Source organism: Nocardia sp. NPDC060255 (assembly GCF_042727395.1).
Classification (GTDB): Bacteria; Actinomycetota; Actinomycetes; order Mycobacteriales; family Mycobacteriaceae; genus Nocardia.
Genome location: NZ_JBHXAU010000004.1, coordinates 203085 through 226145, shown reverse-complemented (window position 1 = coordinate 226145; position 23061 = coordinate 203085). Strand labels below are relative to the sequence as shown.

The following is a 23061-nucleotide window of genomic DNA, read 5'->3' as shown; positions in this document are numbered from 1 at the left end:
CAAAGCCAGGTAAGAAAGCGGGGCGTGCGCGGAAATCATCCCCTGGAGGTATACGCGGATCAGCCTGTGGCACGTTTCGCGACCGAAGCCGACTACCTAGCGTCTGTCGGCATGAGTCAGCCGATTTCCCTACCGACACAGCGCATTACGGCACTCGATGCGCTGCGCGGTTTCACACTCGGCGGCATCTTTGTCGTCAACATCATGGTGATGCCCGAGCCCGGCGGCTTTACCGACGGGCCAGCCCATTCTCTGGTGAACGCATTCTTTTATCGCTGCGGCAATACTTTTCACCGGCTACGGGTTCGCGCTCGCCGGAGAGCTTTCGGAGTGGACGGTTCTCGGCCTCGCCGTCACCATCTACGCAGCACAACTGGCCGTCAGCGCCTGGTACGTGCGCAGGCACCGTTACGGCCGATCGAATGGGTGTTGCGCGCCGCCACTTACGGCACGCTACGACCCACTGAAACGGTGCGAACTCAGCCAGGGTAGACGTAATGGACGGGGCCGTAACGTCCGGTCTGGGCGGAACCGGCCCACGGCACGTCCAGCGGGGCCTTGTTGAGCTTGTGCGGGTTGCCGTCACCGTCGGCCTGCCAGCAGTCCTGTTGAACGCCATGGAAGCTGGTGCACACGATGCGGGTGCTGGTGCCGAACGGTGAGCTCAGCCGGTTGCGGTCGGAGAGCGGATTCCAGTAGTCCGGATCGCTCGGAACGGCGAAATTCTTCGTCTCGTACACCGACAGCGCGCCGCCGCCATCCGAGGGCCAGTCATCGGCCGCGGCGGCGCCTTGACCGACCAGCAGTGCCGCGCCCGCCACCGTCGCGAGCACGGCACAGCGCGCAAGACGTTCGGAGTTGATGGTCTTCGACATCTTTACTCCTTCCGTAGTCGCCGGAGGCATTCCGGCCGGTCTCGACTTTAGAGGTGTTCGCCGATGCGCATGGCCGATTGGCTCGGGCTGAAATCCCGCATGCGGTGAAATGTTGCGGGGCATGCCGTTTCGGGGCGGCCTGCCGATCAGCTGCCCGGCTGCACGATCGGCTTGATCGAGCCGGGATCGACGCGGGCACTCGTCAATGCCGCCGCCACCTGATCCAGGCCGAACTTGCCGGTCACCAAGCGGTCGAGGTCGACCCGGCCGCCGGCCGCGAGGTCGATCGCGGTCGGCCAGGTGTTGGCGTAGCGGAAGGTCCCGGTCAGCTCCAGCTCCCGTTCCTGCAGGTAGGGCAGCGGCAACGGCACATCGTCGCCGCCCATGCCGACGAGCACGACCCGCCCGGCCCTGGCCACGGTGCGTATCGCGGCACCGATGGCGGGCGGATAACCGGAGCATTCCACGAGGACATTCGGCTCGAACCCGATGGCAGCGAGCTCGGTGTCGCCGACGTCCACCGCTCGCGTGCAACCCAGTTCGGTGGCCAGCGCGAGCCGTCGCGGGTTCACATCGGTGATCACCACCTCCGCCGCGCCGAAGGCCAGCGCGGTCTGCGCGGTGACGAGCCCGATCGGTCCCGCACCGTTCACCAGCACGCGATCGCCCGGACCCACGCGTCCCTTTCGACACGCCCATACGCCGACCGACAGCGGCTCGAGCAGCGCGGCCGCCTCGTCGGTCATCGAATCCGGCACCGGATGCGCGAATTGCTCGTGCAGCACCACGTATTCGCAGAAGGCGCCGTCGATCGGCGGCGTGCCGAAGAACCGCATGGCCGAGCACAGGTTGTAGCGGCCCGCCCGGCATTGCTCGCAAGTGAAGTCCGGCACGCCGGGTTCGAGCGAAACCCGTTGCCCGACAGTATGTCGTCGAGCATTGGAACCGAGCCCGATCACCACGCCGGACGCTTCATGACCGAGCACCAGCGGTTGTTCGACGACGTGCCCGCCGATCCGGCCGTGCTCGTAGTAGTGCACGTCGGAACCGCACACCCCGACCGCACTGACCTTGATCAGCACCTCGGCCGGACCCGGTTCGGGCACCGGGCGTTCCTCGATCACGATCTCGCCGACCGTCGCCAAAACCGCTGCGCGCATGTCGTCACTGCCTTTCGGAGCTCAGCCCGCCGCACCGTCGGGCTCATCCGATCAGAACACCGAATATCGTCCGCGCGCAGCGGATTGCGTCAGTTCAGCGCCGATGCGGTGCGGTCAGCGCCGAAACCAACGCCGTAGCCGCGCGCGGATGCCGGTCCGCGGCGCCGGAGCGGCGGTTTCGATGGCCTCCTGCGCCGCCGTCGCCTGCGCGAACCGCACATGCAACTGTTCGCGGACCTGGTCCGGGGTGTACGCGCGGCGGCGGCGCTCGGCGCGCACGACCACCACACCGGTGGCGACCACACCGGCCGCGCCCGCCAATCCCACTGCCTTCCACCACCTCATACCGCATAGGCTACTTCGTATGGCGGGTACGACCATCACTCTCGACCGGGCGCTCGAGCTCACGAGGACCGGCGACATCTGGCTGTTCCGTGGGCATTCGACGGCTGACCGGGCGATCAGGATGACGACGAACAGTCCGGTGAACCATGTCGGCATGTCGGTCGTGCTCGACGACATGCCCGCGCTGATCTGGCACGCGGAGCTCGGCCACTCACTGACCGACATGTGGTCCGGAACTGAACACCGCGGCGTCCAGCTGCACAATCTGCGCGATGCCGTGCTGGTGTGGGCGCATCGGTATGGTCAGCAGGCCTGGCTGCGCCAGTTGAACCTGCCCGCCACCCGCGAGATGGAAGACAGCCTGCTGCGCACCATCGCCCGCCTCGACGGCACCCCCTTTCCCTCCACCGCCGGTCTGGCCGGACGCTGGCTGCGCGGCCGGGTGAGCCTCCCCCGCCCCAAGTCCCGCAAAGCGGCCGCCCGCGAACTGGAGAACGCATACTGCGCGGAGATCGTGGCCGCCACCTACCAGTCCATGGGACTCCTGCCGGACACCCGCAGCCCCAATTGGTATGACCCGGGCCGCTTTTGGAGCGGCGACGGCCTGCGCCTCACCGGCGGCTACGAACTGGGTGACGAAATCGCCGTCCAGACACCGGCAAAGCCGGGCTGATCAGTTGTTGCCTGGCACCACGATGCCGGTTTCGTAAGCGAGAACGACCAATTGGGCGCGGTCGCGGGCTTCGAGTTTGGTGAGCAGGCGGCCGACGTGGGTTTTGACGGTCGCCACACTCACGTAGAGGGTTTCGGCGATTTCGGCGTTGGAGCGTCCGGCGGCGATGTGCTCGAAGACTTCTCGCTCGCGGTCGGTGAGTGCGGTCAGCGCGCCGGGGTGTGCTGACGGTGCCGCGGGTTGGCGGGCGAATGCGCTGATCATGCGGCGGGTGATGCTCGGCGTCAGCAGGGCGTCACCGTTGGCGACCACTCGGATCGCGCGCAGCAACTCCTCGGGTGGCGAGTCCTTGAGGATGAAACCGCTTGCGCCGCTGCGCAATGCCTGGAAGACGTGCTCGTCCTGGTCGAAGGTCGTCACTATCAATACATGCGGGCCATCGATGCCGCCTGCGGCGATGTGCCGCATCGCCTCCAGACCGTCCATGATCGGCATCCGGATATCCATCAGCACAACATCGGGGCGCAGCTGGCGGGTGAGCCGGACCGCTTCGCCGCCGTTGCCCGCCTCGCCGAGGACGGTGAGATCCGGTGCGGAATCGACCAGGACGCGGAATCCGGCCCTGACGAGCGCTTCGTCATCGGCGATCAGCACGCGGATCGGGGCGGGGACCTCAGCTGACATCGTGATCCTCATCGATCGGGAAGTACGCGGCCACGGCGAAGCCGCCCGCTGGTCTCGGGCCTGCCTCGAAACGGCCGCCGAACAACGACACTCGTTCGCGCATGCCGACAAGGCCGAGTCCTGAGCCGCTGTTGTCGGGCTGCCCGGCGGTCACCGGCCCGTCGTCGGTGATGGACACGGCCACTTCCTTTGGTGTGTAACGCATTTCAACCCGCGAGCGAGCGGTGTGCGCGTGCTTGACGACGTTGGTGAGTGCCTCCTGCACGATGCGATAGACCGTGGTCTGCAGCAGCGCCGGATAGCCGACCGGTTCGCCGACGACGTGATACTCCACGACCAGACCATCGTGACGCAGCCGGTCAACGAGTTCGGCGATATCGGCGAGCCCAGGTTCGTCCGCTGTCTCCCGGCTGCCCGGTTCACGGATCTGCGCCAGCACGCGCCGCAGTTCGTTCAGCGCGGAACGGCTGGCCGTCTCGATCGCGCCGAGTGCCGCACGTGCCTCACCCGGCTGCTCGTCGAGCAGCAGCCGAGCGACTCCGGAACGGACTGCGACCATGCTCAAAGTGTGCGAGATCAAGTCGTGCACGTCGCGCGACACTCGCAACCGTTCCTCGGCCCGGATCCGGCGTTCCGCCTCCGCGGCCCGATGCCGTTGCTGCGCGGCGATACTGGTCCGATAGTCGCGCCGGGTGCGGATCATGTCGCCCGCCAGCCAGGCGGGGATGGCGATCAGCAGTTGCACGAAGTCCTGTTCCTGATCGGGATGCAGGTGCGTACCGAGCAACGCGGCGACGCAGATGGCCACCAGCGCGGCACCGGTGGCGAGCAGCGAATCGCGACGCGATCGCAGGTCAGCGAGCGTGAGCACCGCGACGCCGAACGCGGGGCCGGTATTGCTCACCCACGGCGTGAATCGAACGCCGAGTAGCGAGGCGAGGCACAGCACGGCCGTCACCGCGATGAGCACCGCGACCGGCCAGCGCCGCCGGACCAGCAGCGGCGCGACCGCCGCAGCGCCGAACGTCGCGATGGCCGGCGTCGAACCGATCCCGCTGACCGTGCCCACCAGCAGGGGCAGGGTGAATACCGCGAAACAGCCGACGGCGATCGCGATATCGATCGCGTCCGGCCCGGCATTGCCCGGCCGGTGCCGCAACGGCGTCAGCCGCTGATGCCACGGCCGCGCGGTCTGTTCCGGCGGCAAGCTAGTAATCGCCATAGCGCAGACGGTAATGGGCCCGGCGGTGCCGACACATCGCCCCGAGGTTGGGCGCGCGAATCATCCGCAAGTCGGACAGGTCGCGTGGTATCCACCCGCGATGGATGCCGATCTCAGTGCTACGGGATGACGACAACGCCCAGGTCAGCGGGCCAAAGTTGAGGCATGAACACATACGGCCCCGAGTCCAGAACACTCAGCGCTCGCGCCGACAGCACCCTGTCGCGCCCATTGCTCGTCATCGGCACCACGTCCCTCGCGGCGGGCATTGTGTCCGGTGGCGTGCGCTTTCTCAACCGGTCCCCCGAACACGAGACGCACGTCGAAGGTACGGCAGCCTTGTGGCCGCACCTCTTGCTGTTCGCGCTCACTGCCGCCCTCGTCGTCGTACTGCGTCGACGCGGCCATCACCCATCCCGCCTACTGCTCGCTCCCGTCAGCACCACTGCCGCACAACGACTCGCACGCACGCTGCGTTCGATCCTCACCCACCCGACCGCATTATTGCGTCTGCTACTCAGCATCCTGCCGATCGCCTTGCTCGTGTACAGCCCGTTCCGGATCGGCGCGCAGATCCTCGGCGGCCTCGACCCGAACTTCACCGTGAATGCCTGGGGTGGGCCGAGCTATCTCGGTGCGATGGTCTTCCACTACTTCGATGGCGTACTGCTCATGGCCGCGGCCGCCGCGTTGCTGAATCTGCTGCTGTTGCCCAGCCAGCGGGCAGCCCACGCTACCCGGTGACGACCGGCCCCGCCGACGTGCGGCGGGGCCCAGTCGCGCCGACCGCCTACTTGTCGGCGATGAACTTTCCGCCGACCGCGTATCCGTCGGCCGGGTACTCCTCGATCCAGACGTGCACCGATTCGGCGGGCGACTTGTACGCGTCGACGAACGCATCGGTGATCCGCCGGACCAGCTCGCGCTTGGCCTCATCGGTCTTGGGCAGCTGCTGGACGATGACGTTCGGCATCGCGGTTCCTTTCCCGGTGGCCGCTCCGGTCGAGCGGGCCTACCGACAAATCTGCTGCACCTCGACCGCTTGTCCAAGAGCCAGTTCGCGCACGCAGCGATCACCGATCGTGATCGTCGAATTCACAGGCGGCGAGCAGGATCTCCAGTGCCGGTGGTGGCGCTTCGCTGCGCACGAGTAGTGCGGTGTCGAGCGAAAGTCCCGGCGCGGCAAGCGAATTGAACACTACCCTGGTGCTGCGCAGCTGCCGCGCGTGTGCGGCGTAGACGACGGTCCAGCTGGTGTCCGAGCCGATCATCGCCAGGGTGTCCGACAGCGCGGAACTGACCGGTCCCGGCACCGGCTCGAACCCGGCCTCGTGACAGGCGTCGACAACGAGGTCGACCAGCGGCGCGTTCGCGCGACGTTCGGTGAGCCGCAGTGGATAAGGAGCCAGGTCCGCCAACGCGAGTTCCGGTGCGCCGGCCAGCGGATGCCGCGCCGAGATCGCGACGAGCAGCGGGTCATCCCACACCGGAATGCGACGCAGACCCGAATGGTCGACCGGACCGCGCACGAATGCGGCATCGAGTCGCCCGTCCAGCACCTGCTCGACCCGGACGCGGGTGGACGCCGACACGGTCTCGACCCGCACCTGCGGCACCAGGCGTTCCATGATGCGATCCAGATGATCACCCAGGCCCGTGCTCGTCCCGAGCCGCAAAGTAGTTCCCGCGACGAACCCGGTGATCGACGCCTTCGCACGAGCAGCCGCGGCCAGCGCATCCCGCGCGCCCGGCAGGAACTGCGCGCCCGCCTCGGTCAGCACGACCCGCCGCGGCGACCGATCGAACAGTTCGACACCCAACTCGCGTTCCAGCTGACGAACCTGCTGACTGACCGCCGACTGCACGATATGCAGCCGCTCGGCCGCCCGCCCGAAGTGCAGTTCCTCGGCGACGGTCACGAAGTACCGGAGTTGACGCAGTTCCACCGGCCCGACCCTACGGGCAGGCGATTTGGCTAGAGTCCGGCGGCGGTGAGTTGATAGTCGGCCTCGAGCAGCATCCAGCCACTCAGTTGGACCGACAGATCGCGAGCGGGGTTTGCCGAGGCGGCCGTTCTACCGTTCGACAGATGCAGCGGGGTTTCGGGTTGGTCGGGCACTCGTGCCTGCTCGGACCAGTCCGCGCTGAACAGCGGGAGACCGTGCACGTCGACGCGGTGTGCCCAGGCCGACTGAGCGGAGGCGTGCACGATGTGCGCAGCGGTGTTGTCGCGCAACGTGATTGCGGCCAGCGCGAGGTAGCGGGCGAGGATGCCCATGAAGAGCCCGCCGTCGCCACCACCGGCGCCGACTATGACGCCGTTCTTGGTCATTCGGCTACCGGTCGCGGCGATCAGCGCGGTCGCGCGGCGGCGATACTCGGGAGCACTTGTGCGCGTGGCCAATTCGGTCTCCAGCCCGATCGTCACGCCCTGGTTGTAGCTGTAGACGGCAGACTCGACACTGGCGCCCGGTTCATGGACGCCATCGACGATCAGACCAGAGTCGTTGGCGCGCAGCCGAGTATCGAGGAAATCAGCGATTTGGGTGGCACGAGAGACATCCCCGAACCGAGCCAGCGCGATACCACTCGACCCATTTGTGCACGAGTTGTAGTAGTCGGACCCGACCCGCCACCGCATCGCGCCGACCGCCGGATCCCAGCCCTCATCGAGCGCCGCCCGAAGATCCTGGATACCGTCGGCGAACCTGACACCGAGCAACCGATCGGCCCGCTCCAGCGCCAGCACCAGCCAGGCCATGTCGTCGTAGTACTGATTCGTCCAGCCGGTCAGGTTGCGCGCACGAATACCGCGAATGATCGCGGCAACCCGGTCGGTTCGCTCAGCCGCCGGAGCGCGCAGCGCGGCATCGATCGCACAATCCACAAGATGAGCCTGGAACCAGTAGTTCCACTCTTCGAAGACCTCTTCCAGAGGCGAGGGCGGCCAAGCGGTGACGCCGAGCAGGGTGCCCGGCAAACCCCACAGCGGACGCAGATGCCGCACCGAAATCGCCTGCTCCGCAAGCCCCGCTCGCTGCGCGCACTCTGCGGTGGTTGTCTGCTCACCCGGCGCGGCCGACGCCACCGCAGGCAATGCGGCTACACCAACCCCAATCCCGGCCGCCCACAGCACCGCCCGCCTGCTGACCCCGCTCCGATCGCGCCGCATCGACGACCTCCTTCGCCGAGCGACTCTATCCGCAACTCGCCCTGGTGCATCGACTGCCCAGACCGTCGGCGGTTTCTGCACTTTCGCAGATCACACCTGCGCATTTCCCCCTTGTCTGCGCGCAGGTGAACACCAATACTGACCAACCGAACCCGTGTGCGGTGCGTCACACGCGTGCGGGCAGCGTTGGGAAAGTAGAGGAACAACTCCATGACGTCCACGATTGAACAGGCCCCTGCCGAAACGGGACTCGCGCGGATCGCGCAGTCGCTCGCACGGTGGACGGAGAAATGGTTTCCCGACGCGTATGTCTTCGCATTAGCTGGCGTTTTCATTGTGGCCTTGGCGGCGTTCGCCAACGGCTCGTCACCGAAATCGGTGGCCACCGCGTTCGGCGAGGGTTTCTGGGACCTGACGGCGTTCACCCTGCAGATGACGATGGTGGTGCTCACCGGCTATGTCGTCGCCACCTCCCCACCGGTCGCCCGGCTGATCGACCGGCTCGCCGTCATACCGAAGTCCGCGGCGAGCGCGGTGGGTTTCGTTGCGCTGCTTTCCATGTCGATCTCGTTCCTGAACTGGGGCCTGAGTTTGGTGTTCGGCGGCCTGCTCTGCCGGGCGATCGCGCGCCGCACCGACCTGCGGGTGGACTATCGTGCGCTCGGCGCGGCGGCCTTCATGGGGCTGGGTGGCGTATGGGCACTCGGCCTTTCGTCCTCGGCCGCGCAGCTACAGGCCACCGCGGGCTCGCTGCCGCCCGCCCTGCTGAAGATCACCGGCGTGCTCGACTTCGGGCGCACCATCTTCACCTGGCAGTCCCTGCTCATGTGCCTCATCCTCATGGCGCTGACCGTGCTGATCGCGTATTTCTCGGCACCCAAGGGCGAGGCCATCAAGACCGCGGAGCTGCTGGAGGTCGACCTGGACGACCAGCCCGAGGCGGTGACGCCGCGCTCCCGGCCCGGTGAATGGCTCGAATACAGCCACATCCTGCCGATCCTCGCCGGGCTGATGACGTTGGCCTGGTTGGTTTTCCAGCTGCTCGACAAGCCGGTGCTCACCGTGGTGAGCAGCCTGAACAACTATCTGCTCGTCTTCCTGATCCTCGGCCTGGTCCTGCAGGGATCGCCGCGCAAGTTCCTGCAGGCGGTCACCCTCGCCGTGCCTGCCACGGCGGGCATCCTCGTCCAGTTCCCGCTGTACGCCGCCATGGCCGCGATCCTCACCAAGTCGAAAGGTCGCGGCGGGCTTACGGTTTCGCACCACCTCGCGGAGTTCTTCACCAACATCGGCGGCGGCGGCAGCTTCGCGATCGTGATCGCCGTCTACACCGTGGTGCTCGGTATCTTCGTCCCGTCCGGCGGCGGAAAGTGGCTGGTCGAAGCGCCTTACGTGATGCAGTCGGCGACCGACGTGCACATGAACCTCGGCTGGACGGTGCAGATCTACAACGTGGCCGAGGCGCTGCCCACCCTCATCAACCCGTTCTTCATGCTGCCACTGCTCGCGGTGCTCAAGCTACGCGCGCGAGATCTCGTCGGATTCACGTTCCTGCAGTTCATCTTCCACCTACCGGTGATCCTGCTGCTCGTGTGGTTGCTGGGCTTGACGTTCGACTACGTCCCGCCGATCATTCCCGCCGCGCCGTGAGCTGAACCGCCGCGAATGTGGTACTGCGGGAACGTATCCGGCGCGGACAGTGCTTCCTGTGGCACGATGCGCCGGGTGTGCGCGTAGACCGCCGCGTGCACCCGATCGCGAACGCCCAACTTGGCCAGCACATTCGAGACATGTGTCTTCACGGTCTGTTCGCCGACGCCGAGCGCCTCGGCGATCTCGGGGTTCGTGTATGCCCGCGCGATGAGCATCAGCACCTGATGCTCACGCGCGGTGAGGGTCTCGACCTCCGGCGCGGCGGGGAACGGCTCGATCCCGGTGGCCAGGCGGGTGACCAGCCGACGGGTCAGGCTGGGATCGATCAGTGCGTCGCCGCGGGCCGCCATCCGGACCGCGGAGATCAAGCCCGTGGACGGCAGCGTCTTCACGAGGAACCCGGACGCGCCGAGACACAGTGCGCGATACAGGTTTTCATCGGTACCCGAGCCAGTGAGGGTGAGGATACGGGTGGCGCCGCCGAGTGCCGCGAACGCGTCGATGGTGGCCGGACCGTCGAGGCCGGGCAGATCGAGGTCGAGCAGCGCGACATCCGGCCGGAGCCGTTCGATTTCCCGGATCGCGGCGACCCCGTGGTCGACCTCGGCGACGCATTCGATATCCGGCTGGGTGCCGATCGCCGCCCGCAGACCCGAACGGAATACCGCGTGATTGTCGGCCAGCAATACCGAAATCGTCGAACGCGAGGTGGCATCGGTGTCGGTCTGCGACCGGTCGAATTGCCGGTCGTAATCGATAGGCTGATGCGTATCGACCGCGCTGCTCGCGGCCGTCGCACTGGGCACGCCGGTCACCGACAACGTCGCCGCGGTGATAGCGAGGACGAATGACGAAGCGACCTTGCGCAACGGGTGATTCGACGCCGAATCCGATCGTGGATGCATCGTCAGCGCAGGAACCCTTCGTAGTTTTTGTTCATCACTTGGCTCTCGAGCTGTTTGATCGTATCCAGTCCGACGCTCACCACGATAAGCGCGGAGGTGCCACCGAACGCAAGACTCGGTGTGGTTCCGGAAGATCCGATGCCGAGCAGCAGGTTCGGCAGCACCGCCACGGCACCGAGATAGGCGGCGCCGGGCAGGGTGATCCGGCTGAGCACGTGAGTCAAATAGTCCGCCGTCGGCTTGCCCGGCCGAAAGCCCGGCAGGAACCCGCCGAACTTCCGCATCTCGTCGGCACGTTCTTGCGGATTGAAGGTGACCGCCACATAGAAGTAGGTGAAGAACACGATCATCGTGAAATAGATCGCGACGTACACCGGGCTGCCCGGATTGACCAGGTACTTCTGAATCAGCTCCTGCCACTTGGATTGCGGGCCCGAACTGTGTTGGGTGAGTTGCGCGAGCAACTGCGGCAGATACAGCAGCGAGGACGCGAAGATCACCGGAATGACCCCGGCCTGATTGACCTTCAGCGGCAGATATGTCGATGAACCGCCATACATCTTCCGGCCGACCACCCGCTTGGCGTACTGCACCGGAATCCGCCGCTGCCCCTGCTCGACGAAGATCACGCCGATGATCAGCAGAAACACCGCGACGCACACGGCAGCGAAGAGCAACGGGCCCTTGCTGTCCAGAATCGACTTACCTTCACTCGGGATCTGCGCCGCGATACCGGTGAAGATCAGCAGCGACATCCCGTTCCCGATGCCGCGCTCGGTGATCAATTCGCCGAACCACATCACCAGCGCCGCACCCGCGGTCAGCACCAGCACGATGATGATCATCCCGAACAGTGAGGTATCGGACAGGATGTCCTCGGGACACCCGCGCAGCAACTGTTTCCGCGCGGCCAGCGCCACCAACGTCGACGCCTGCAATACCGCGAGCGCCAGCGAAAGATAGCGGGTGTACTGGGTGATCTTCGCCTGGCCGGTCTGCCCTTCCTTGCGCAGCTCCTCGAACCGCGGAATCACCACGGTCAGCAGCTGAATGATGATGCCCGCGGTGATATACGGCGTGATCCCGATCGCGAATATCGAAAGATGCAGCATCGCACCGCCGGAGAACAGGTTGATCAGCTGGTAGATACCCGCGGATTCACCACCGGAGGCAATCGCGATACACGCGCGAACAGCCCGGAAATCGACACCGGGTGACGGCAGTGTCGCGCCGAGCCGATACAGCGTGAGCAAGCCCAAGGTGCAGAGAATCTTCCGCCGTAAGTCCGGAGCCCGAAAAGCCGACGCAACGGCGGAAAACACACGATCCTCCTGGCGAACGACGCTGGTGGACAGGGCGAATCCGCTCGGATCGCGGGGAATCACACCTGCCAAGGGCCTTCGACGGTACGGAGGATCCGTAGCCGTCCACGTCGCCCGAGAGTCGGACTTATGCCTCCCCCGATCGGGGGAAAGACACCTGGACCTGGTGTTTTAGGTGCGCACCACCAGGACGGCACCGGCGGCGAGCACCGCGAGCACGATCGCGGCGAGGCCGTAAACCAGACGGTGCGAGCGCAATACGGGCACGAAGCGATCGACGGCGTAGCGTCCGGGCCCGGTCAGGGTGATCGCCGCCGCGGCCGCGGTGAGGATCAGCTCGTACTCGATGCCCTTCGGTGCGAAGAACGCTCCGGTGCCCTTGACCGCGAGCGCGTTGAGCAGCGTACCGACCACCGCGGCACCCGCCAGCGGGGTGAGCAGCCCGATCGCGAGCGCAAGGCCACCGAAGGTTTCGGTCACCCCGGCAACGAAGGCCATCACCTCACCGGCCGGATATCCCTTGCTGGTGAAGAACTTCGCGGTCCCGTCCAGACCGCCGCCCCCGAACGCCCCGAACAGCTTCTGCGCACCGTGCGCGGCCATGGTGAGCCCGACCGCGATGCGCAGCAGGAGCAGTCCGGCGTCGTAGGCATGCGGGGTGGCGGCATGCCCTGTCGTCTCGATCGGAGCAGAGGTGGTATCGGTGCGCGAAGTTGTTGCGGTGTAACTCATCGGTGTTCCTTTCGGGGGAGGAGCGGTCGACCGGATTCAGCCGAACTGGAGGGAGCGTTTGGCCAAGCCGAGCCAGAAACCGTCGATCACGCTGCGTTGCGCGGACAGGTCGGTGTCGGCGGCGCCGAGTGAAACGAACAGGGGCGCGAAGTGTTCGGTGCGGGGGTGCGCCAATTGGGCTGCGGGAGCTTTGTGTTCGAAGTCGAGCAGGGCATCGACATCGCCGGCGTCCAGGGCGCGGTGGCCCCACTCGTCGAACTCGGCCATCACCGGGTGCACGGATCCGTCATCGTTCAGTGCTCGCAGGTTATGCGTGAAGAAGCCACTGCCGACGATCAGCACGCCTTGGTCGCGCAGCGGTGCGAGTTTGCGGCCGATCTCCAGTAGACCCGCCGGGTCCAGGGTCGGCATCGACATCTGCAGCACCGGCGCGTCGGCGTCCGGATACATCTCCACCAGGGGCACGTACGCGCCGTGGTCGAGTCCCCGATCGGGCGCGTCGTGTACCGACATGCCAGGTCCACGCAGCAATCCGCGCACGTCCTCGGCCAATTGCGGCGCGCCCGGCGCGGCATAGGTCACCCCGTAGTAGTGCTGCGGGAAGCCCCAGAAGTCGTAGATCAGCGGAACCGTGGTGGTCGCGCCGATGGTCAGCGGCGCATCCTCCCAGTGCGCCGAAATCATCAGCACCGCTTCGGGTTTCGGCAGCTCCGCGGACCACGCGGCCAACTGGCCCGGCCAGATCGCGTCATCGGCCAACGGCGGAGCGCCGTGCGACAGGTACACAACCGGCATTCGCATCGCTCTCACCCCTTCCATGTAGTTCAAATTTGAACATCTATCTCCGATGGTAGGTTATTGTTCGAATTTGAACAACCATGGGAGGTGGGCGGATGGCCGAGCCACGCTGGCTGGACGACGAAGAGATGCGCGCCTGGGAGGCCTTCCTCGCCGCGACCGCACTACTGAACCGTCGCATCGAACAGCAGCTCAAGGACGAGGCCCACCTGTCGCACGCCCAGTACGAGGTACTCGTCCGATTGGCCAGGGCCCCGGGCAACGAACTCCGGATGACCGAACTCTCCGCAGCCCTCTTCGCCTCCAAGAGCGGCCTCACCTACCAGATCGACCAACTCGCCAAGGCCGGCTTCGTCCGCCGCAGCCCCGCCCCCGACGACCCTCGCGGCATCATCGCCACCCTCACCCCCGCCGGCCTCCGCAAACTCGAGGCCGCCGCCCCCGGCCACGTCGCAGTAGTCCGCGAACTACTGATCGACGTCCTGACCCCCCACCAGCGAAAGGCCATCGCCGACGGCCTCGGCGAGGTAGCCCGCCGACTCAACGCCACATAGTTGCCGGATGGCGAATTAATGCCCACTTTTGGCATGTCGTAGACAGGGCTGTGCAGGTCCGCCCTAGAATCCGAGCGGTAGGTCGAGGATTCGCTCGCGCGGTGCTGGCCGGTGTCGGCTGGGTTGTTTGCCGCGGTTGACAGCAGGGAGACCGCTCATGACCTTGCGTGCACACTCCGGCGCGACGGCGCGGCGACTACCGGGTTGGCGACGGTCGGTTGCGCTGGTTGCCGCGGCGTTGGCGCTGTCGGGGGTGCCGATCGCGACGGCCGAGGCGGGTGATGTGCCGCTCGGGTTGCCTGCGCTCGGGCTCGGTACGTCGATGACATTCCCCGGGGCCGAGCATCAGGTTTCGGTGAATATCCCGCTGTTGCCCGGTCTGGTGCCGACCGCGCTGGTGGGCACGATTCAACTGCCGCCGCATGTGGCGCGGGGGTCGCTGGAGGTGCATTCGGGTGAGCGGCTGATCGATCGGGTCGAGTTGCCGCTGGTGCCGCGTGCACGGATCCGGTTGTCGCTGGGCGGGGCCGAGGTCATCGATAACGCGATCTCGGTGACGGTCACCTCCTCGCTGATCTCGGAGGCCGGTGCGTGTGTCACCGACTGGCTAGGGCGGCCGTTGACGATGGTCGAGGCGGGCGTCGTTTATAGCGGCGAGGAGCAGCAGCCCGCGACGGTGGCGGACTTCCTGCCACCGGTACTACAGAAGCTGACAGTGTATTTGCCCGCTGAGCCGAAGAAGGTGGAGAGTGCCGCGGCGATGTCGCTCACCACCGCGGTGATCGCCCGGTACGGGAATCAGCAAGTGGCGGTGGACGTCCGGCCGACGCAGCCGGGCGCGGCGGTGCCCGATCATCCGCCGGGCTTCCTGGAGCGGCAAGTGGCGATCGGCGAATCGGCGGACTTCGGACTGCGTTTGGCGGGCGGGCCGACGCCGGTGCTCACCATCAACGGCAACGAGAAAACCCTGCCGGACCAGATGCGGCTACTGGTCAGCGATCTGGCCAAGGTAGCGATCTCCTCGGCCGCGACCGCGGTGGCGCTGCCGCCCGCGCCCCAACTCGCGCCGGACAGTACAACTCTCGGCGCGCTCGGTCAGACCCAGCTCAGCTCGACTGCGATCGGCCCGGTGCGGGTGGATGTCGGCATCGACCAGTCGCGGCTCGGGCGACCGGCCAAGGATGTGCGAGTTCGGTTGCGCGGCAGCTACACCCCGCTCCCGGACACCTTGAACGGTCAGCTCACGGTGAGCACGGGTACGACCTATATCGACAGTTGGCCGGTGGACGGCTCGGGCCGGATCGACCGGTGGATCTCCATCCCGAACGCCGCCCTCGGCCGCTTCACCACCCTGTCGGTGACGTTCCAGCAGGCCGGGCTCACCCACGGCTGCGGTCTGGAGGCACCGCTGACGCTGACGATCGATCCGAGCAGCGAGGTAACCAGCGCCACTGCGACACCGCCGATCCCCGGCGGCTTCGGCGCGCTGCCGCAGGCGCTGCTGCCCGACGTGCAAATCGGCTTGCGGACAACGGGTTTCGCGGACACCGTGCGCGCGGTGACCGTGCTGACCGGACTGCAACGGCTGACCACGATCCCACTGCGCCCGGAGCTGGTGACCTTCGATCAGGCCGTCGGCAGCAAGTCACCGGCGGTGCTGATCGCGGCGAACGGTGATGTACCGGAGTCGATTTCGCTGCCGCTCCGACAGACCGACGCGGGCCTGGCGTTGACCGGCGCGGACGGAAAAACCATCACCAGGATCACCACCGATCCGAAGACGCCGTTCGCATCGTTGCAAAGCACCTGGTCCGGTGGGCGGACCGTCGTCGTCGGCTCATCGAGTGACACCCCCGAACATCTGGACCGGGTACTCGGCTGGCTCAACGCCGACCTGAACCGCTGGTCCCGCCTGCACGGCGCGGTCCTGTTCCAGGCCGGGGACCGGCAGCCCGAGTTCCTCGACCCGGCCACCACGGCCCCGACAACCACCGACAGTTCCGAAATGACCTCCCTGGCAAAGATTCTCACCGGAGCCGGTGCCGCAGTGGTGCTGCTCGGCGTGCTGGCCGGACTGGTCGTGCTGGTGCGGCGCGGCAGGCGGTAGATGTCCGCCGACCCGGCAGTACACGGACACGCCCGCGGAACCGTCACCAGAATCGCGGCGCGGCTGGTGCTGATCCTGCTGGCCACCGCCGCCGCGTTCTGGACCACCTGGGTCCGGCTGGTGCACGACACCTGGACCGGGTCGAGCATCGGTTTCGTCTTCGTCCTGCCGGTGCTCGCGATCTTCTCCGCGATCGGCATCACCCTGCGCCGCGGGCCGGAACTGCCCATTCACGACCGGCAGACCGATCTGATCGTCGGCGTGATCGGGCTCGGATTATCCGCCTGCACACTGGGTTTGCTGACACCGCGCTATCGCTACCTGTACGAGATGTTGCACCTGGACCTGCTGGCGGCCTGGCTGTTCGTCGTCGCCGCGTGCATCCTGCTGTTCGGCCTGCGCCCGACCACCCGGTACTGGCCGTGCTGGCTGCTGCTGCTCGCCGCGTTCCCGCCGCCGTACCGGGCCATGCGCGTCATCATCGGCGGCGGCAGCGTCTCGGCGGGCGCGACGATGCTGCTGTTCGCCGCGTTCGCCGCCGCGATCGCGGTGGGCCGCACCAGAACCCGCGCCTGGGTCGGCGCGGGACTGGCGTTCGCCGTGGGCTGCGCGGTGCTCGTTGTGCTGCGGATCTGGTTCCCGACGGCGCGCGTACTCGTCTATCAGGCGGTTCCTTCGGTGGTCGCAGTGCTGGTCGTCGCGGCGGTGATGTACGTGGACTGGCGTCGCCGCCGCGGCATCGCGCTCACCCCGCTGGACCGCGACTTGGACCCACTCACCACACCGCAGGCCTGGGCCGCCGCCGGAACAGTGGCCGTCGCCGCGATCCTCATCATGATCATTCCGATTCCGCCCGACTACGACCGCACCTTTCCGACGCGGCCCGGACTCGTTGTCGCCCAGCCACATACCGTGCCACCCGGCTGGGACCAGCTCAGCGAGCGGCAATATCCGTGGGCGCAGAACTATTTCGGCCAGGGCACCTCGATGACCAGGCAACTGCTGCGGGCCGAGGAGCCCAACCCGCTGTGGGACAACGAATCTCGGCGTCGCCGCCTCGTGATCGACACGGTGCGCGCCAAGGATCAGTACGCGATCGATCGTTACCCGGAGTTCGTGCTCTACAACATGCCCCAGCCGCGGATCAGCCCGCCGACCCGAATCGATCTCGGCCACGGCATCACCGCCCGATTGAACACCGTGCTCGACGATCGACGACTGCTCAGTTGGACGTGGCTGACCTGGAATTGGAGCGGCACCGACGGCTCGGAGCGGATCAGCCTGATCGCGGCCGACAACCACGAGTCCGATGCCGCGTTCCCGCCGCCGCAGCCCTCGATGCTCGGCATCTTCGAGAACTTCCTGCATCAGTTCCTGCGCGGGAAGGCCGTGGTGCTGGACTCCGAATCCGAGGACGTCGACTCCGACGCCGAGCACAAGGACCGGGACATGCTGCTCTCCGTCGCACGGGCCATCGTGGCCGGAACCGAGGCGAAATGACGGCGGCCCGCGCCCCCGAACCAGGGTCCGCAAGTGCCCGTGCCCTGCATTCCGCGGTGCACGGCCTGCGCGAATCCGACCCGATGGCGTCGGCCTCGGTGGCTTTCCTACCGTGGCAACGCAATACCGCGCTGGGCTCGGTGCTGCTGATCATCGTGTGCGCCGTGTTCTTCCCGATGGCCACCTGCACCGTGCTCGTCGCCCTGTGCACCCTCGGCTATCTCACCGCGATGGGCGATCGAATACTGATCTTCCAACGCGGCATGGCCAGGGACGCGATCATGACCGTCAGCGATGAACGCGCGCTGGCACTGACCGACGCGGAACTGCCGCCGTACACGATTCTCGTTCCGGCCTATGGCGAACCCGAGGTGGTCGGCGATCTGATCGGCGCGATGACGGCGCTCGATTACCCCACAGACCGGCTTCAGGTGCTGCTGTTGCTGGAGGAGGACGACTCCCCCACCATCGAGGCGGCCCGGCGCGCCGGCATCGGCACCCTGGCCAGCGTCGACCACGTCACCATTGTCCTTGTGCCGGAGGCACAACCGCGCACCAAGCCCAAGGCCTGCAACTACGGTCTGCATCAGGCCACCGGCGATATCGTCACCATCTACGACGCCGAGGACATCCCCGATCCGCTCCAATTACGCCGCGTGGTGGCGGCTTTCGCGGATCTGCCGCCCGACGTGGTCTGCATCCAGGCCAAGCTCGCCTTCCACAACGGGCGGCAGAATCTGCTCACCGCCTGGTTCACCGCCGACTACGGACTGTGGTTCGGCTTCCTGTTACCGGGACTCATGCGAAGCAAGGCGCCGATTCCGTTGGGCGGCACCTCAAATCACTTCAAGCGCGATGTGGTGACCGACATCGGCGCATGGGATCCGTACAACGTCACCGAGGACGCCGACCTCGGTGTCCGCATCGCGGTATCCGGCTATCGGACGGCGGTGATCGACTCGACCACCCTGGAAGAGGCCAATCCGGATCCGATCAACTGGGTGCGGCAGCGGTCCCGCTGGTACAAAGGCTATCTGCAGACCTGGCTGGTGCATACCCGGCGGCCGATCCGGTTGTGGCGCAGCATCGGCACGGTCAGCTTCATCAGATTCACGCTGATCCTCGCGGGCACTCCGATCATCGCCTGCCTGAATCTGGTGTTCTGGTTCATCACGCTGTCCTGGATTCTCGGCCAGCCCGCGGTGATCGGCCAGCTCTTCCCCGCCTACGTCTACTTCCCCTCGCTCATCGCGATGATCATCGGCAACGGGGCGACCATCTACATGAATCTGCTTGCCTGCCGGGAGAACAACCGATCGGACCTGCTGGTCGCCTGCCTGACGGTGCCGCTGTACTGGCTGCTGATGAGCATCGCCGCGGCCAAGGGCTGCTATCAGCTGGTGCGCAATCCGTCCTACTGGGAGAAGACCTTTCACGGTCTCAGCACCAAGGAGGACAGCGAGTGAGATCGCGCTGGATCTTCGTCGCGTCGACGCTGCTGTACCTGGCCGCCGGTACCTGGTTGAGCGCGGGCAACGGTTTCCTGATGGGCGACGCGCTCAGCCGGGTATCCGCCACCCAGGCGACGCTGTTCAGCCGGGATCCGCATCTGTCGGCGATCGGATTCGTCTTCACGCCGTTGACGTCGCTGGCCCAGTTGCCGATGGTCGCACTCGCGCAATGGTTTCCGGGCATCACGGTCTGGGGGCTGTCCGGTGTGCTGATGTCGGCCTTGTTCATGGCAGGTGCGGTGGCGATGGTGTTCGGCATCGGCACCGACCGCGGCGCGCCACTCTGGCTCAGCGGCGGCGTCGCGCTGCTGTTCGCGATCAACCCGATGGTGGTGTTCTACGGCGCGAACGGGATGAGCGAGGCGCCGTTCCTGTTCTGCCTGTGCTGGGCGATGCGCAGGCTCATCCGATGGATGCGCACCGATGACGCGAACGACCTGACGGCGTGCGGTATCGCACTCGGGCTCGCCTACCTGACCCGGTACGACGCACTGGCCCCCGCGGCCGCCGCGGGCGCGCTCGTCTTCGTGGTCACCTATCGGCGCAGTCGCGGCGAGAGCCACCGATGGCATTGCGCCGTCATGGATTTCATCCTCGTCGTGCTGCCGGTGGCGGCCGCGTTCGTGGTGTGGGCGGCCACCAGCTGGTTGATCACCGGACAGGCGTTCCAGCAGTTCAGTTCCCAGTACGGAAATTCGTCGATCCTGCAGCAGTCGAGTTCCTCGGCTACCGAAACCACTGCGGCGCTGGAGTATTCGACCGCAGCGACGCTCATTCTGGGACCGCTGCTGCCGCTGCTCGTGCCGATCGTCGGCGCGCTGGCGGTGCGCAGGCGCGACGCGCAGGTGGTGGTGCCGATCCTGCTGTGCGGTTCGGTGCTGGCCTTCCAAGCCTTCAGCTACGCAAGTGGATCCACCTTCGCATTCCTGCGGTTCTATGTGGCGGCGATACCGCTGGCCGCTGTCTTGGCACTGCAGGTGGCGCCGGTGCGCGGATTTCCGCCGAGTCGCAGGCCCGGCAGGCACGCCGCGACCGCCGCACCGGAACCGGAACCGATCTCCGGCAAACACCGCGTCCGAGCGGGCTGGGGCGCACCGGCCGTCGGCATGGCGCTGACCCTCGTACTGCTGGCGGGCGCGATTCCGTTGACGGCGTGGGGAATGTCGAGTCATGCCATCTCCGTGCAGGAGTACTCGCTGGGCGCGGTGCTGTTCCCCGATCCGGACAACGCGTCCGAGCGCCGGGCCGACGAACGCCGGATCGCCGCCACGTTCGCCACCGAACGACGACTGGCGAACTACCTCGATGCCATGCATCTGCCGCGCGGTGCGGTACTGATGGATACCGTATACGGCTTCGCCGTTGTCGTCGCATCGCACCGGCCTGACCAATTCGTGGTGCCCTCGGATCGCGATTTCGTCCGGGTCCTCAACCGGCCCGCCGAACGCGGCGTGAAATACATTCTGGCCGTGCCGAACAAGGGACGCGGCACCTCGGATGCGGTGAACCGGCGCTATCCCACCATCTACGAGAACGGCAGCGGCATCGCGACATTGGCGCTCGAGGTGCCCAATGACGGTGCCGGTCAGCCGGAGTGGCGCGTCTACCGGGTGCTCGGCGCGGACTGAGCCATCAACCCACGGTGGTTCGCTCGGCGGCCAGCGACCACAGCGGGTCGTCGGGGCCGACGTCGAAGGTGCACTGATCGGGTCGCGGGTCGGGCACGAATGCCCAGATCAGCGCCCCCGCCGACCCGGCCGCGCGCTGTGCGGCGAACTTCGCGTCCAGGTGCGCGCGGCGGTCTTCGAGACTGCCGCAGGATCCGGCCTCCTCGCCGATCTCGGCCACCAGCAATGGTTTTCCCAGCTGGGCCGCCTGGCGCAGCCGAACACCCAGGCCGTTCCACTGATCTCCGGGCAGCGAGTCACGGAGGTAGTCGTGGTACTCGACCACATCGATCTGCGGGGACGCGCTGACCGTGCGGAACTCATCGCCCTGAGTGCCACACTGGCCGCCGCCCGCGTACCCGGCGAAGATCAGCCGGTGCGGATCCAGTTCGCGCACAATGGTTCCCGCGTCGTCCATGAACTTGCGCAGCACCGCCGCCGCGTCCGGCGGGCAGGTGCGGGCGGGCAGATCGCAGTGGCTTCCCGTGCAGTTGCTCGGTTCCGGTTCGCCGACGAGTTCCCATCCGGCGAGGACCGGAACGCTCTTCCACCGGTCCACGGCGGTTTTAGTCCAGTCCCGGAAACTCATCACGGCCCGGCCTGGAACCGGCCTGACGGTCGTCCAGCCGTTGACATACCACTGCCGCTGCTTGAATTGCTCATCCGCACAACCACCGTCCTGCGGTGACAGCACCGGCAACACGACCTGCCGATACTTCTCGGCCGCGGTGAACACCGCGTCCGCCGCGCTGAAATCCACTGCGCCAGTTCGCTTGTTGATCGCCAACGCCTGGAACAGGTTGAAGCGGGTCAACGAATTGGCAGGCAGCGCACCGAAGTAGCTGTCCAGGTCGGTCTGCGCGCCACACCCGAAGTTCACCGACCAGTTCGTCGCCAACTGCGGCGCGTTGAACCCGGCGGGCCACCACGGTGCACCACGCAGTCGCAACCCTTGCGGCGAGGCCGTGACCACCGCCTCCGCCGCGGGCAGCGTCGCCCGCGGCGGTCGTCCGTCTTTCGGCGCGAACGGATGATCCGAACAACCACACACCAGAACAGCGACAGCCAGTAGACCGGCGAGACGTGCCCTTTCGGCAGCCACCGCCCGGCCTAACGCGCCGACTCGACTGGGAAACCCGGGCAATCCTGCGCATTACAGGTGGTCACAGCCTCACGCTACGCGAATCCGACCGCCATCCGCGCTCGACACCCTAGCTATCCCTGGTCGTATCGGGTTCGGATTTCACACCAGTGATCGGCAATGATCAAGAGCGCGACCCGCAGGACGACCAGTACCGCTGTGCCAGCGAGGACGCACAGCATGATGACCAGCCATTGCGGCATCGCCGTCTCGATTGGTCCACCGATTGGTACACCGACGCCGGTCGGGACGAACAGGCGGAACCGGTTCGGCGAGTGCCCCTCCGCCCACAGGGTGGCCGCAAAACCTGCTCCCCCGAGGTTGATGAGCATAAAAAGGGCACCCGCGATCATGGACCGGTTGCTCGTTTCCCAGCTGAATTCGGGCAGGTTGGTCAGCAGGCGCGGTGGTTGCGCGACCTTGCGTGGCCGGACAGGTCCATAGGTCCGGGCGTACTGATTCTGTTCGCGGACGCATGTGACGCCACGATGGACGTGGGACGCGACTGTACCCGGGGCCATGTCCAGCAGCTCGGCAATCTCGCGGTACGTGTGCTGCTCGACATGGTGTAGGTAGGTGCAGATGGCTTGATTGCCTGGTAACTGCAGGATCCGAAGCACGGTGGTGCGCGCCAGCACCGCGGTGAACACCGGGTCGAGGTCGCGTTCGAGTTCGTCGAACACGTCCAGGACGCGCAGCCGCAGCGCTTCCTGACCTGCCCACTCCCGGCGGACGCGGCGCCACACCGCCCGAGCGGCTACCGTGAGTATCCAGCGTTCGGGATGTTCGATCGAATCCCAGGAACGCAACGCGTCTTCGAACGCGTCCTGTGCGACGGCCTCGGCATCGAGCTGGGTCTCGGCAAGGTTGTGACTGCGCGCGATACCTCGTACGAACCGCACCACCCGAGCACGATTCCCGGAGTAGAACTGCTCGAACTCGAGCCCAGCCGTGATGAGGTCATCGTCTGCCGAGATGTCGACGCATTCGACGTCGGTGCACTCGCTCGTCACGTGATTCCTTGTCCCTTTACCGGCATG

At 66.5% G+C, this 23061-nt stretch carries 23 protein-coding genes; 9 read left to right on the top strand and 14 right to left on the bottom strand.

What is annotated here, in order from left to right:
- Nucleotides 1–271: 271 nt before the first annotated feature.
- On the top strand, nt 272–565 hold the full coding sequence (locus ACFWF1_RS11185) for a DUF418 domain-containing protein (protein WP_379281792.1): 294 nt from the start codon (nt 272–274) through the stop codon (nt 563–565).
- Here the strand turns inward: ACFWF1_RS11185 and ACFWF1_RS11180 are convergent.
- From ACFWF1_RS11180 to ACFWF1_RS11170, 3 genes are all read right to left on the bottom strand, one after another.
- Nucleotides 480–875, bottom strand: coding sequence for a hypothetical protein (locus tag ACFWF1_RS11180; RefSeq protein ID WP_379281640.1), 396 nt, complete (start codon nt 873–875; stop codon nt 480–482). The genes ACFWF1_RS11185 and ACFWF1_RS11180 overlap by 86 nt on opposite strands.
- Nucleotides 876–1021: 146 nt before the next feature.
- Entirely contained in the window at nt 1022–2035 is a 1014-nt protein-coding gene (locus tag ACFWF1_RS11175) for an NAD(P)-dependent alcohol dehydrogenase (protein ID WP_379281639.1), read from the bottom strand.
- Nucleotides 2036–2149: 114 nt separating this feature from the next.
- Nucleotides 2150–2380, bottom strand: a complete 231-nt coding sequence (locus tag ACFWF1_RS11170; protein ID WP_379281638.1) for a hypothetical protein — start codon at nt 2378–2380, stop codon at nt 2150–2152.
- Between the two features lie 19 nt (nt 2381–2399).
- Between ACFWF1_RS11170 and ACFWF1_RS11165 the strand changes: the two genes are divergently transcribed.
- Nucleotides 2400–3053 carry a hypothetical protein gene (locus tag ACFWF1_RS11165; RefSeq protein WP_379281637.1) on the top strand — a complete coding sequence of 218 codons (654 nt, stop codon included), beginning with the start codon at nt 2400–2402 and terminating at the stop codon, nt 3051–3053.
- On the opposite strand, the gene ACFWF1_RS11160 is transcribed toward ACFWF1_RS11165, so the two are convergent.
- Complete coding sequence (locus ACFWF1_RS11160; RefSeq protein ID WP_379281636.1) at nt 3054–3737, bottom strand: response regulator; 684 nt, start codon at nt 3735–3737, stop codon at nt 3054–3056.
- Nucleotides 3727–4959 carry a sensor histidine kinase gene (locus tag ACFWF1_RS11155; protein ID WP_379281635.1) on the bottom strand — a complete coding sequence of 411 codons (1233 nt, stop codon included), beginning with the start codon at nt 4957–4959 and terminating at the stop codon, nt 3727–3729. The genes ACFWF1_RS11160 and ACFWF1_RS11155 overlap by 11 nt, the downstream gene beginning before the upstream one ends.
- 165 nt (nt 4960–5124) lie before the next feature.
- Between ACFWF1_RS11155 and ACFWF1_RS11150 the strand changes: the two genes are divergently transcribed.
- Nucleotides 5125–5703, top strand: a complete 579-nt coding sequence (locus ACFWF1_RS11150; RefSeq protein WP_379281634.1) for a hypothetical protein — start codon at nt 5125–5127, stop codon at nt 5701–5703.
- Nucleotides 5704–5749: 46 nt separating this feature from the next.
- Here the strand turns inward: ACFWF1_RS11150 and ACFWF1_RS11145 are convergent, their stop codons facing one another.
- From ACFWF1_RS11145 to ACFWF1_RS11135, 3 genes are all read right to left on the bottom strand, one after another.
- Nucleotides 5750–5932, bottom strand: a complete 183-nt coding sequence (locus tag ACFWF1_RS11145; RefSeq protein ID WP_040738949.1) for a 2-hydroxymuconate tautomerase family protein — start codon at nt 5930–5932, stop codon at nt 5750–5752.
- A 100-nt stretch (nt 5933–6032) separates the two neighbouring features.
- Nucleotides 6033–6905, bottom strand: a complete 873-nt coding sequence (locus ACFWF1_RS11140) for a LysR substrate-binding domain-containing protein (RefSeq protein ID WP_379281633.1) — start codon at nt 6903–6905, stop codon at nt 6033–6035.
- Nucleotides 6906–6934: 29 nt separating this feature from the next.
- Nucleotides 6935–8131, bottom strand: coding sequence for a glycoside hydrolase family 76 protein (locus ACFWF1_RS11135; RefSeq protein WP_379281632.1), 1197 nt, complete (start codon nt 8129–8131; stop codon nt 6935–6937).
- Nucleotides 8132–8341: 210 nt separating this feature from the next.
- On the opposite strand from ACFWF1_RS11135, the gene ACFWF1_RS11130 reads away from it, so the two are divergent.
- The gene (locus ACFWF1_RS11130; protein ID WP_379281631.1) at nt 8342–9781 is read left to right on the top strand and encodes a short-chain fatty acid transporter; all 1440 of its coding nucleotides are present in this window, start codon (nt 8342–8344) and stop codon (nt 9779–9781) included.
- Here the strand turns inward: ACFWF1_RS11130 and ACFWF1_RS11125 are convergent.
- The 4 genes from ACFWF1_RS11125 to ACFWF1_RS11110 form a co-directional block, all read right to left on the bottom strand.
- Nucleotides 9748–10653, bottom strand: a complete 906-nt coding sequence (locus tag ACFWF1_RS11125; RefSeq protein WP_379281630.1) for a response regulator — start codon at nt 10651–10653, stop codon at nt 9748–9750. The two genes, ACFWF1_RS11130 and ACFWF1_RS11125, sit on opposite strands and share 34 nt — an antisense overlap.
- 38 nt (nt 10654–10691) lie before the next feature.
- The gene (secY, locus tag ACFWF1_RS11120) at nt 10692–12011 is read right to left on the bottom strand and encodes a preprotein translocase subunit SecY (protein WP_379281629.1); all 1320 of its coding nucleotides are present in this window, start codon (nt 12009–12011) and stop codon (nt 10692–10694) included.
- A gap of 171 nt (nt 12012–12182) precedes the next feature.
- Nucleotides 12183–12743 carry a DoxX family protein gene (locus tag ACFWF1_RS11115; protein ID WP_379281628.1) on the bottom strand — a complete coding sequence of 187 codons (561 nt, stop codon included), beginning with the start codon at nt 12741–12743 and terminating at the stop codon, nt 12183–12185.
- A gap of 36 nt (nt 12744–12779) precedes the next feature.
- Nucleotides 12780–13538, bottom strand: a complete 759-nt coding sequence (locus ACFWF1_RS11110) for a dioxygenase (RefSeq protein ID WP_379281791.1) — start codon at nt 13536–13538, stop codon at nt 12780–12782.
- Nucleotides 13539–13636: 98 nt separating this feature from the next.
- On the opposite strand from ACFWF1_RS11110, the gene ACFWF1_RS11105 reads away from it, so the two are divergent.
- The 5 genes from ACFWF1_RS11105 (at nt 13637) to ACFWF1_RS11085 (ending at nt 20841) form a co-directional block, all read left to right on the top strand.
- Nucleotides 13637–14095, top strand: a complete 459-nt coding sequence (locus tag ACFWF1_RS11105; protein WP_379281627.1) for a MarR family winged helix-turn-helix transcriptional regulator — start codon at nt 13637–13639, stop codon at nt 14093–14095.
- Nucleotides 14096–14252: 157 nt separating this feature from the next.
- Nucleotides 14253–16202, top strand: a complete 1950-nt coding sequence (locus ACFWF1_RS11100) for a hypothetical protein (RefSeq protein WP_379281626.1) — start codon at nt 14253–14255, stop codon at nt 16200–16202.
- Nucleotides 16203–17702, top strand: a complete 1500-nt coding sequence (locus ACFWF1_RS11095; protein ID WP_379281625.1) for a hypothetical protein — start codon at nt 16203–16205, stop codon at nt 17700–17702.
- Nucleotides 17699–19168, top strand: coding sequence for a glycosyltransferase (locus ACFWF1_RS11090; protein ID WP_379281624.1), 1470 nt, complete (start codon nt 17699–17701; stop codon nt 19166–19168). Before ACFWF1_RS11095 ends, ACFWF1_RS11090 begins: the two co-directional genes overlap by 4 nt.
- On the top strand, nt 19165–20841 hold the full coding sequence (locus ACFWF1_RS11085) for an ArnT family glycosyltransferase (RefSeq protein WP_379281623.1): 1677 nt from the start codon (nt 19165–19167) through the stop codon (nt 20839–20841). The genes ACFWF1_RS11090 and ACFWF1_RS11085 overlap by 4 nt, the downstream gene beginning before the upstream one ends.
- A gap of 4 nt (nt 20842–20845) precedes the next feature.
- Here ACFWF1_RS11085 and ACFWF1_RS11080 read toward each other — a convergent pair whose 3' ends face one another.
- Both ACFWF1_RS11080 and ACFWF1_RS11075 read right to left on the bottom strand, forming a co-directional pair.
- A complete protein-coding gene (locus tag ACFWF1_RS11080; RefSeq protein WP_379281790.1) occupies nt 20846–21871 on the bottom strand; it encodes a beta-mannosidase in 1026 nt (341 codons plus the stop codon).
- Between the two features lie 224 nt (nt 21872–22095).
- Nucleotides 22096–23034, bottom strand: a complete 939-nt coding sequence (locus ACFWF1_RS11075) for an RNA polymerase sigma factor (protein WP_379281622.1) — start codon at nt 23032–23034, stop codon at nt 22096–22098.
- Nucleotides 23035–23061: the final 27 nt, after the last annotated feature.

Coding starts and splice junctions, on each gene's coding strand:
- ACFWF1_RS11180 (WP_379281640.1), bottom strand. CDS start 875: ATGTCGAAGACCATCAACTCCGAACGTCTTGCGCGCTGTGCCGTGCTC.
- ACFWF1_RS11175 (WP_379281639.1), bottom strand. CDS start 2,035: ATGCGCGCAGCGGTTTTGGCGACGGTCGGCGAGATCGTGATCGAGGAA.
- ACFWF1_RS11170 (WP_379281638.1), bottom strand. CDS start 2,380: ATGAGGTGGTGGAAGGCAGTGGGATTGGCGGGCGCGGCCGGTGTGGTC.
- ACFWF1_RS11165 (WP_379281637.1), top strand. CDS start 2,400: ATGGCGGGTACGACCATCACTCTCGACCGGGCGCTCGAGCTCACGAGG.
- ACFWF1_RS11160 (WP_379281636.1), bottom strand. CDS start 3,737: ATGTCAGCTGAGGTCCCCGCCCCGATCCGCGTGCTGATCGCCGATGAC.
- ACFWF1_RS11155 (WP_379281635.1), bottom strand. CDS start 4,959: ATGGCGATTACTAGCTTGCCGCCGGAACAGACCGCGCGGCCGTGGCAT.
- ACFWF1_RS11150 (WP_379281634.1), top strand. CDS start 5,125: ATGAACACATACGGCCCCGAGTCCAGAACACTCAGCGCTCGCGCCGAC.
- ACFWF1_RS11145 (WP_040738949.1), bottom strand. CDS start 5,932: ATGCCGAACGTCATCGTCCAGCAGCTGCCCAAGACCGATGAGGCCAAG.
- ACFWF1_RS11135 (WP_379281632.1), bottom strand. CDS start 8,131: ATGCGGCGCGATCGGAGCGGGGTCAGCAGGCGGGCGGTGCTGTGGGCG.
- ACFWF1_RS11130 (WP_379281631.1), top strand. CDS start 8,342: ATGACGTCCACGATTGAACAGGCCCCTGCCGAAACGGGACTCGCGCGG.
- ACFWF1_RS11115 (WP_379281628.1), bottom strand. CDS start 12,743: ATGAGTTACACCGCAACAACTTCGCGCACCGATACCACCTCTGCTCCG.
- ACFWF1_RS11110 (WP_379281791.1), bottom strand. CDS start 13,538: ATGCCGGTTGTGTACCTGTCGCACGGCGCTCCGCCGTTGGCCGATGAC.
- ACFWF1_RS11105 (WP_379281627.1), top strand. CDS start 13,637: ATGGCCGAGCCACGCTGGCTGGACGACGAAGAGATGCGCGCCTGGGAG.
- ACFWF1_RS11100 (WP_379281626.1), top strand. CDS start 14,253: ATGACCTTGCGTGCACACTCCGGCGCGACGGCGCGGCGACTACCGGGT.
- ACFWF1_RS11095 (WP_379281625.1), top strand. CDS start 16,203: ATGTCCGCCGACCCGGCAGTACACGGACACGCCCGCGGAACCGTCACC.
- ACFWF1_RS11090 (WP_379281624.1), top strand. CDS start 17,699: ATGACGGCGGCCCGCGCCCCCGAACCAGGGTCCGCAAGTGCCCGTGCC.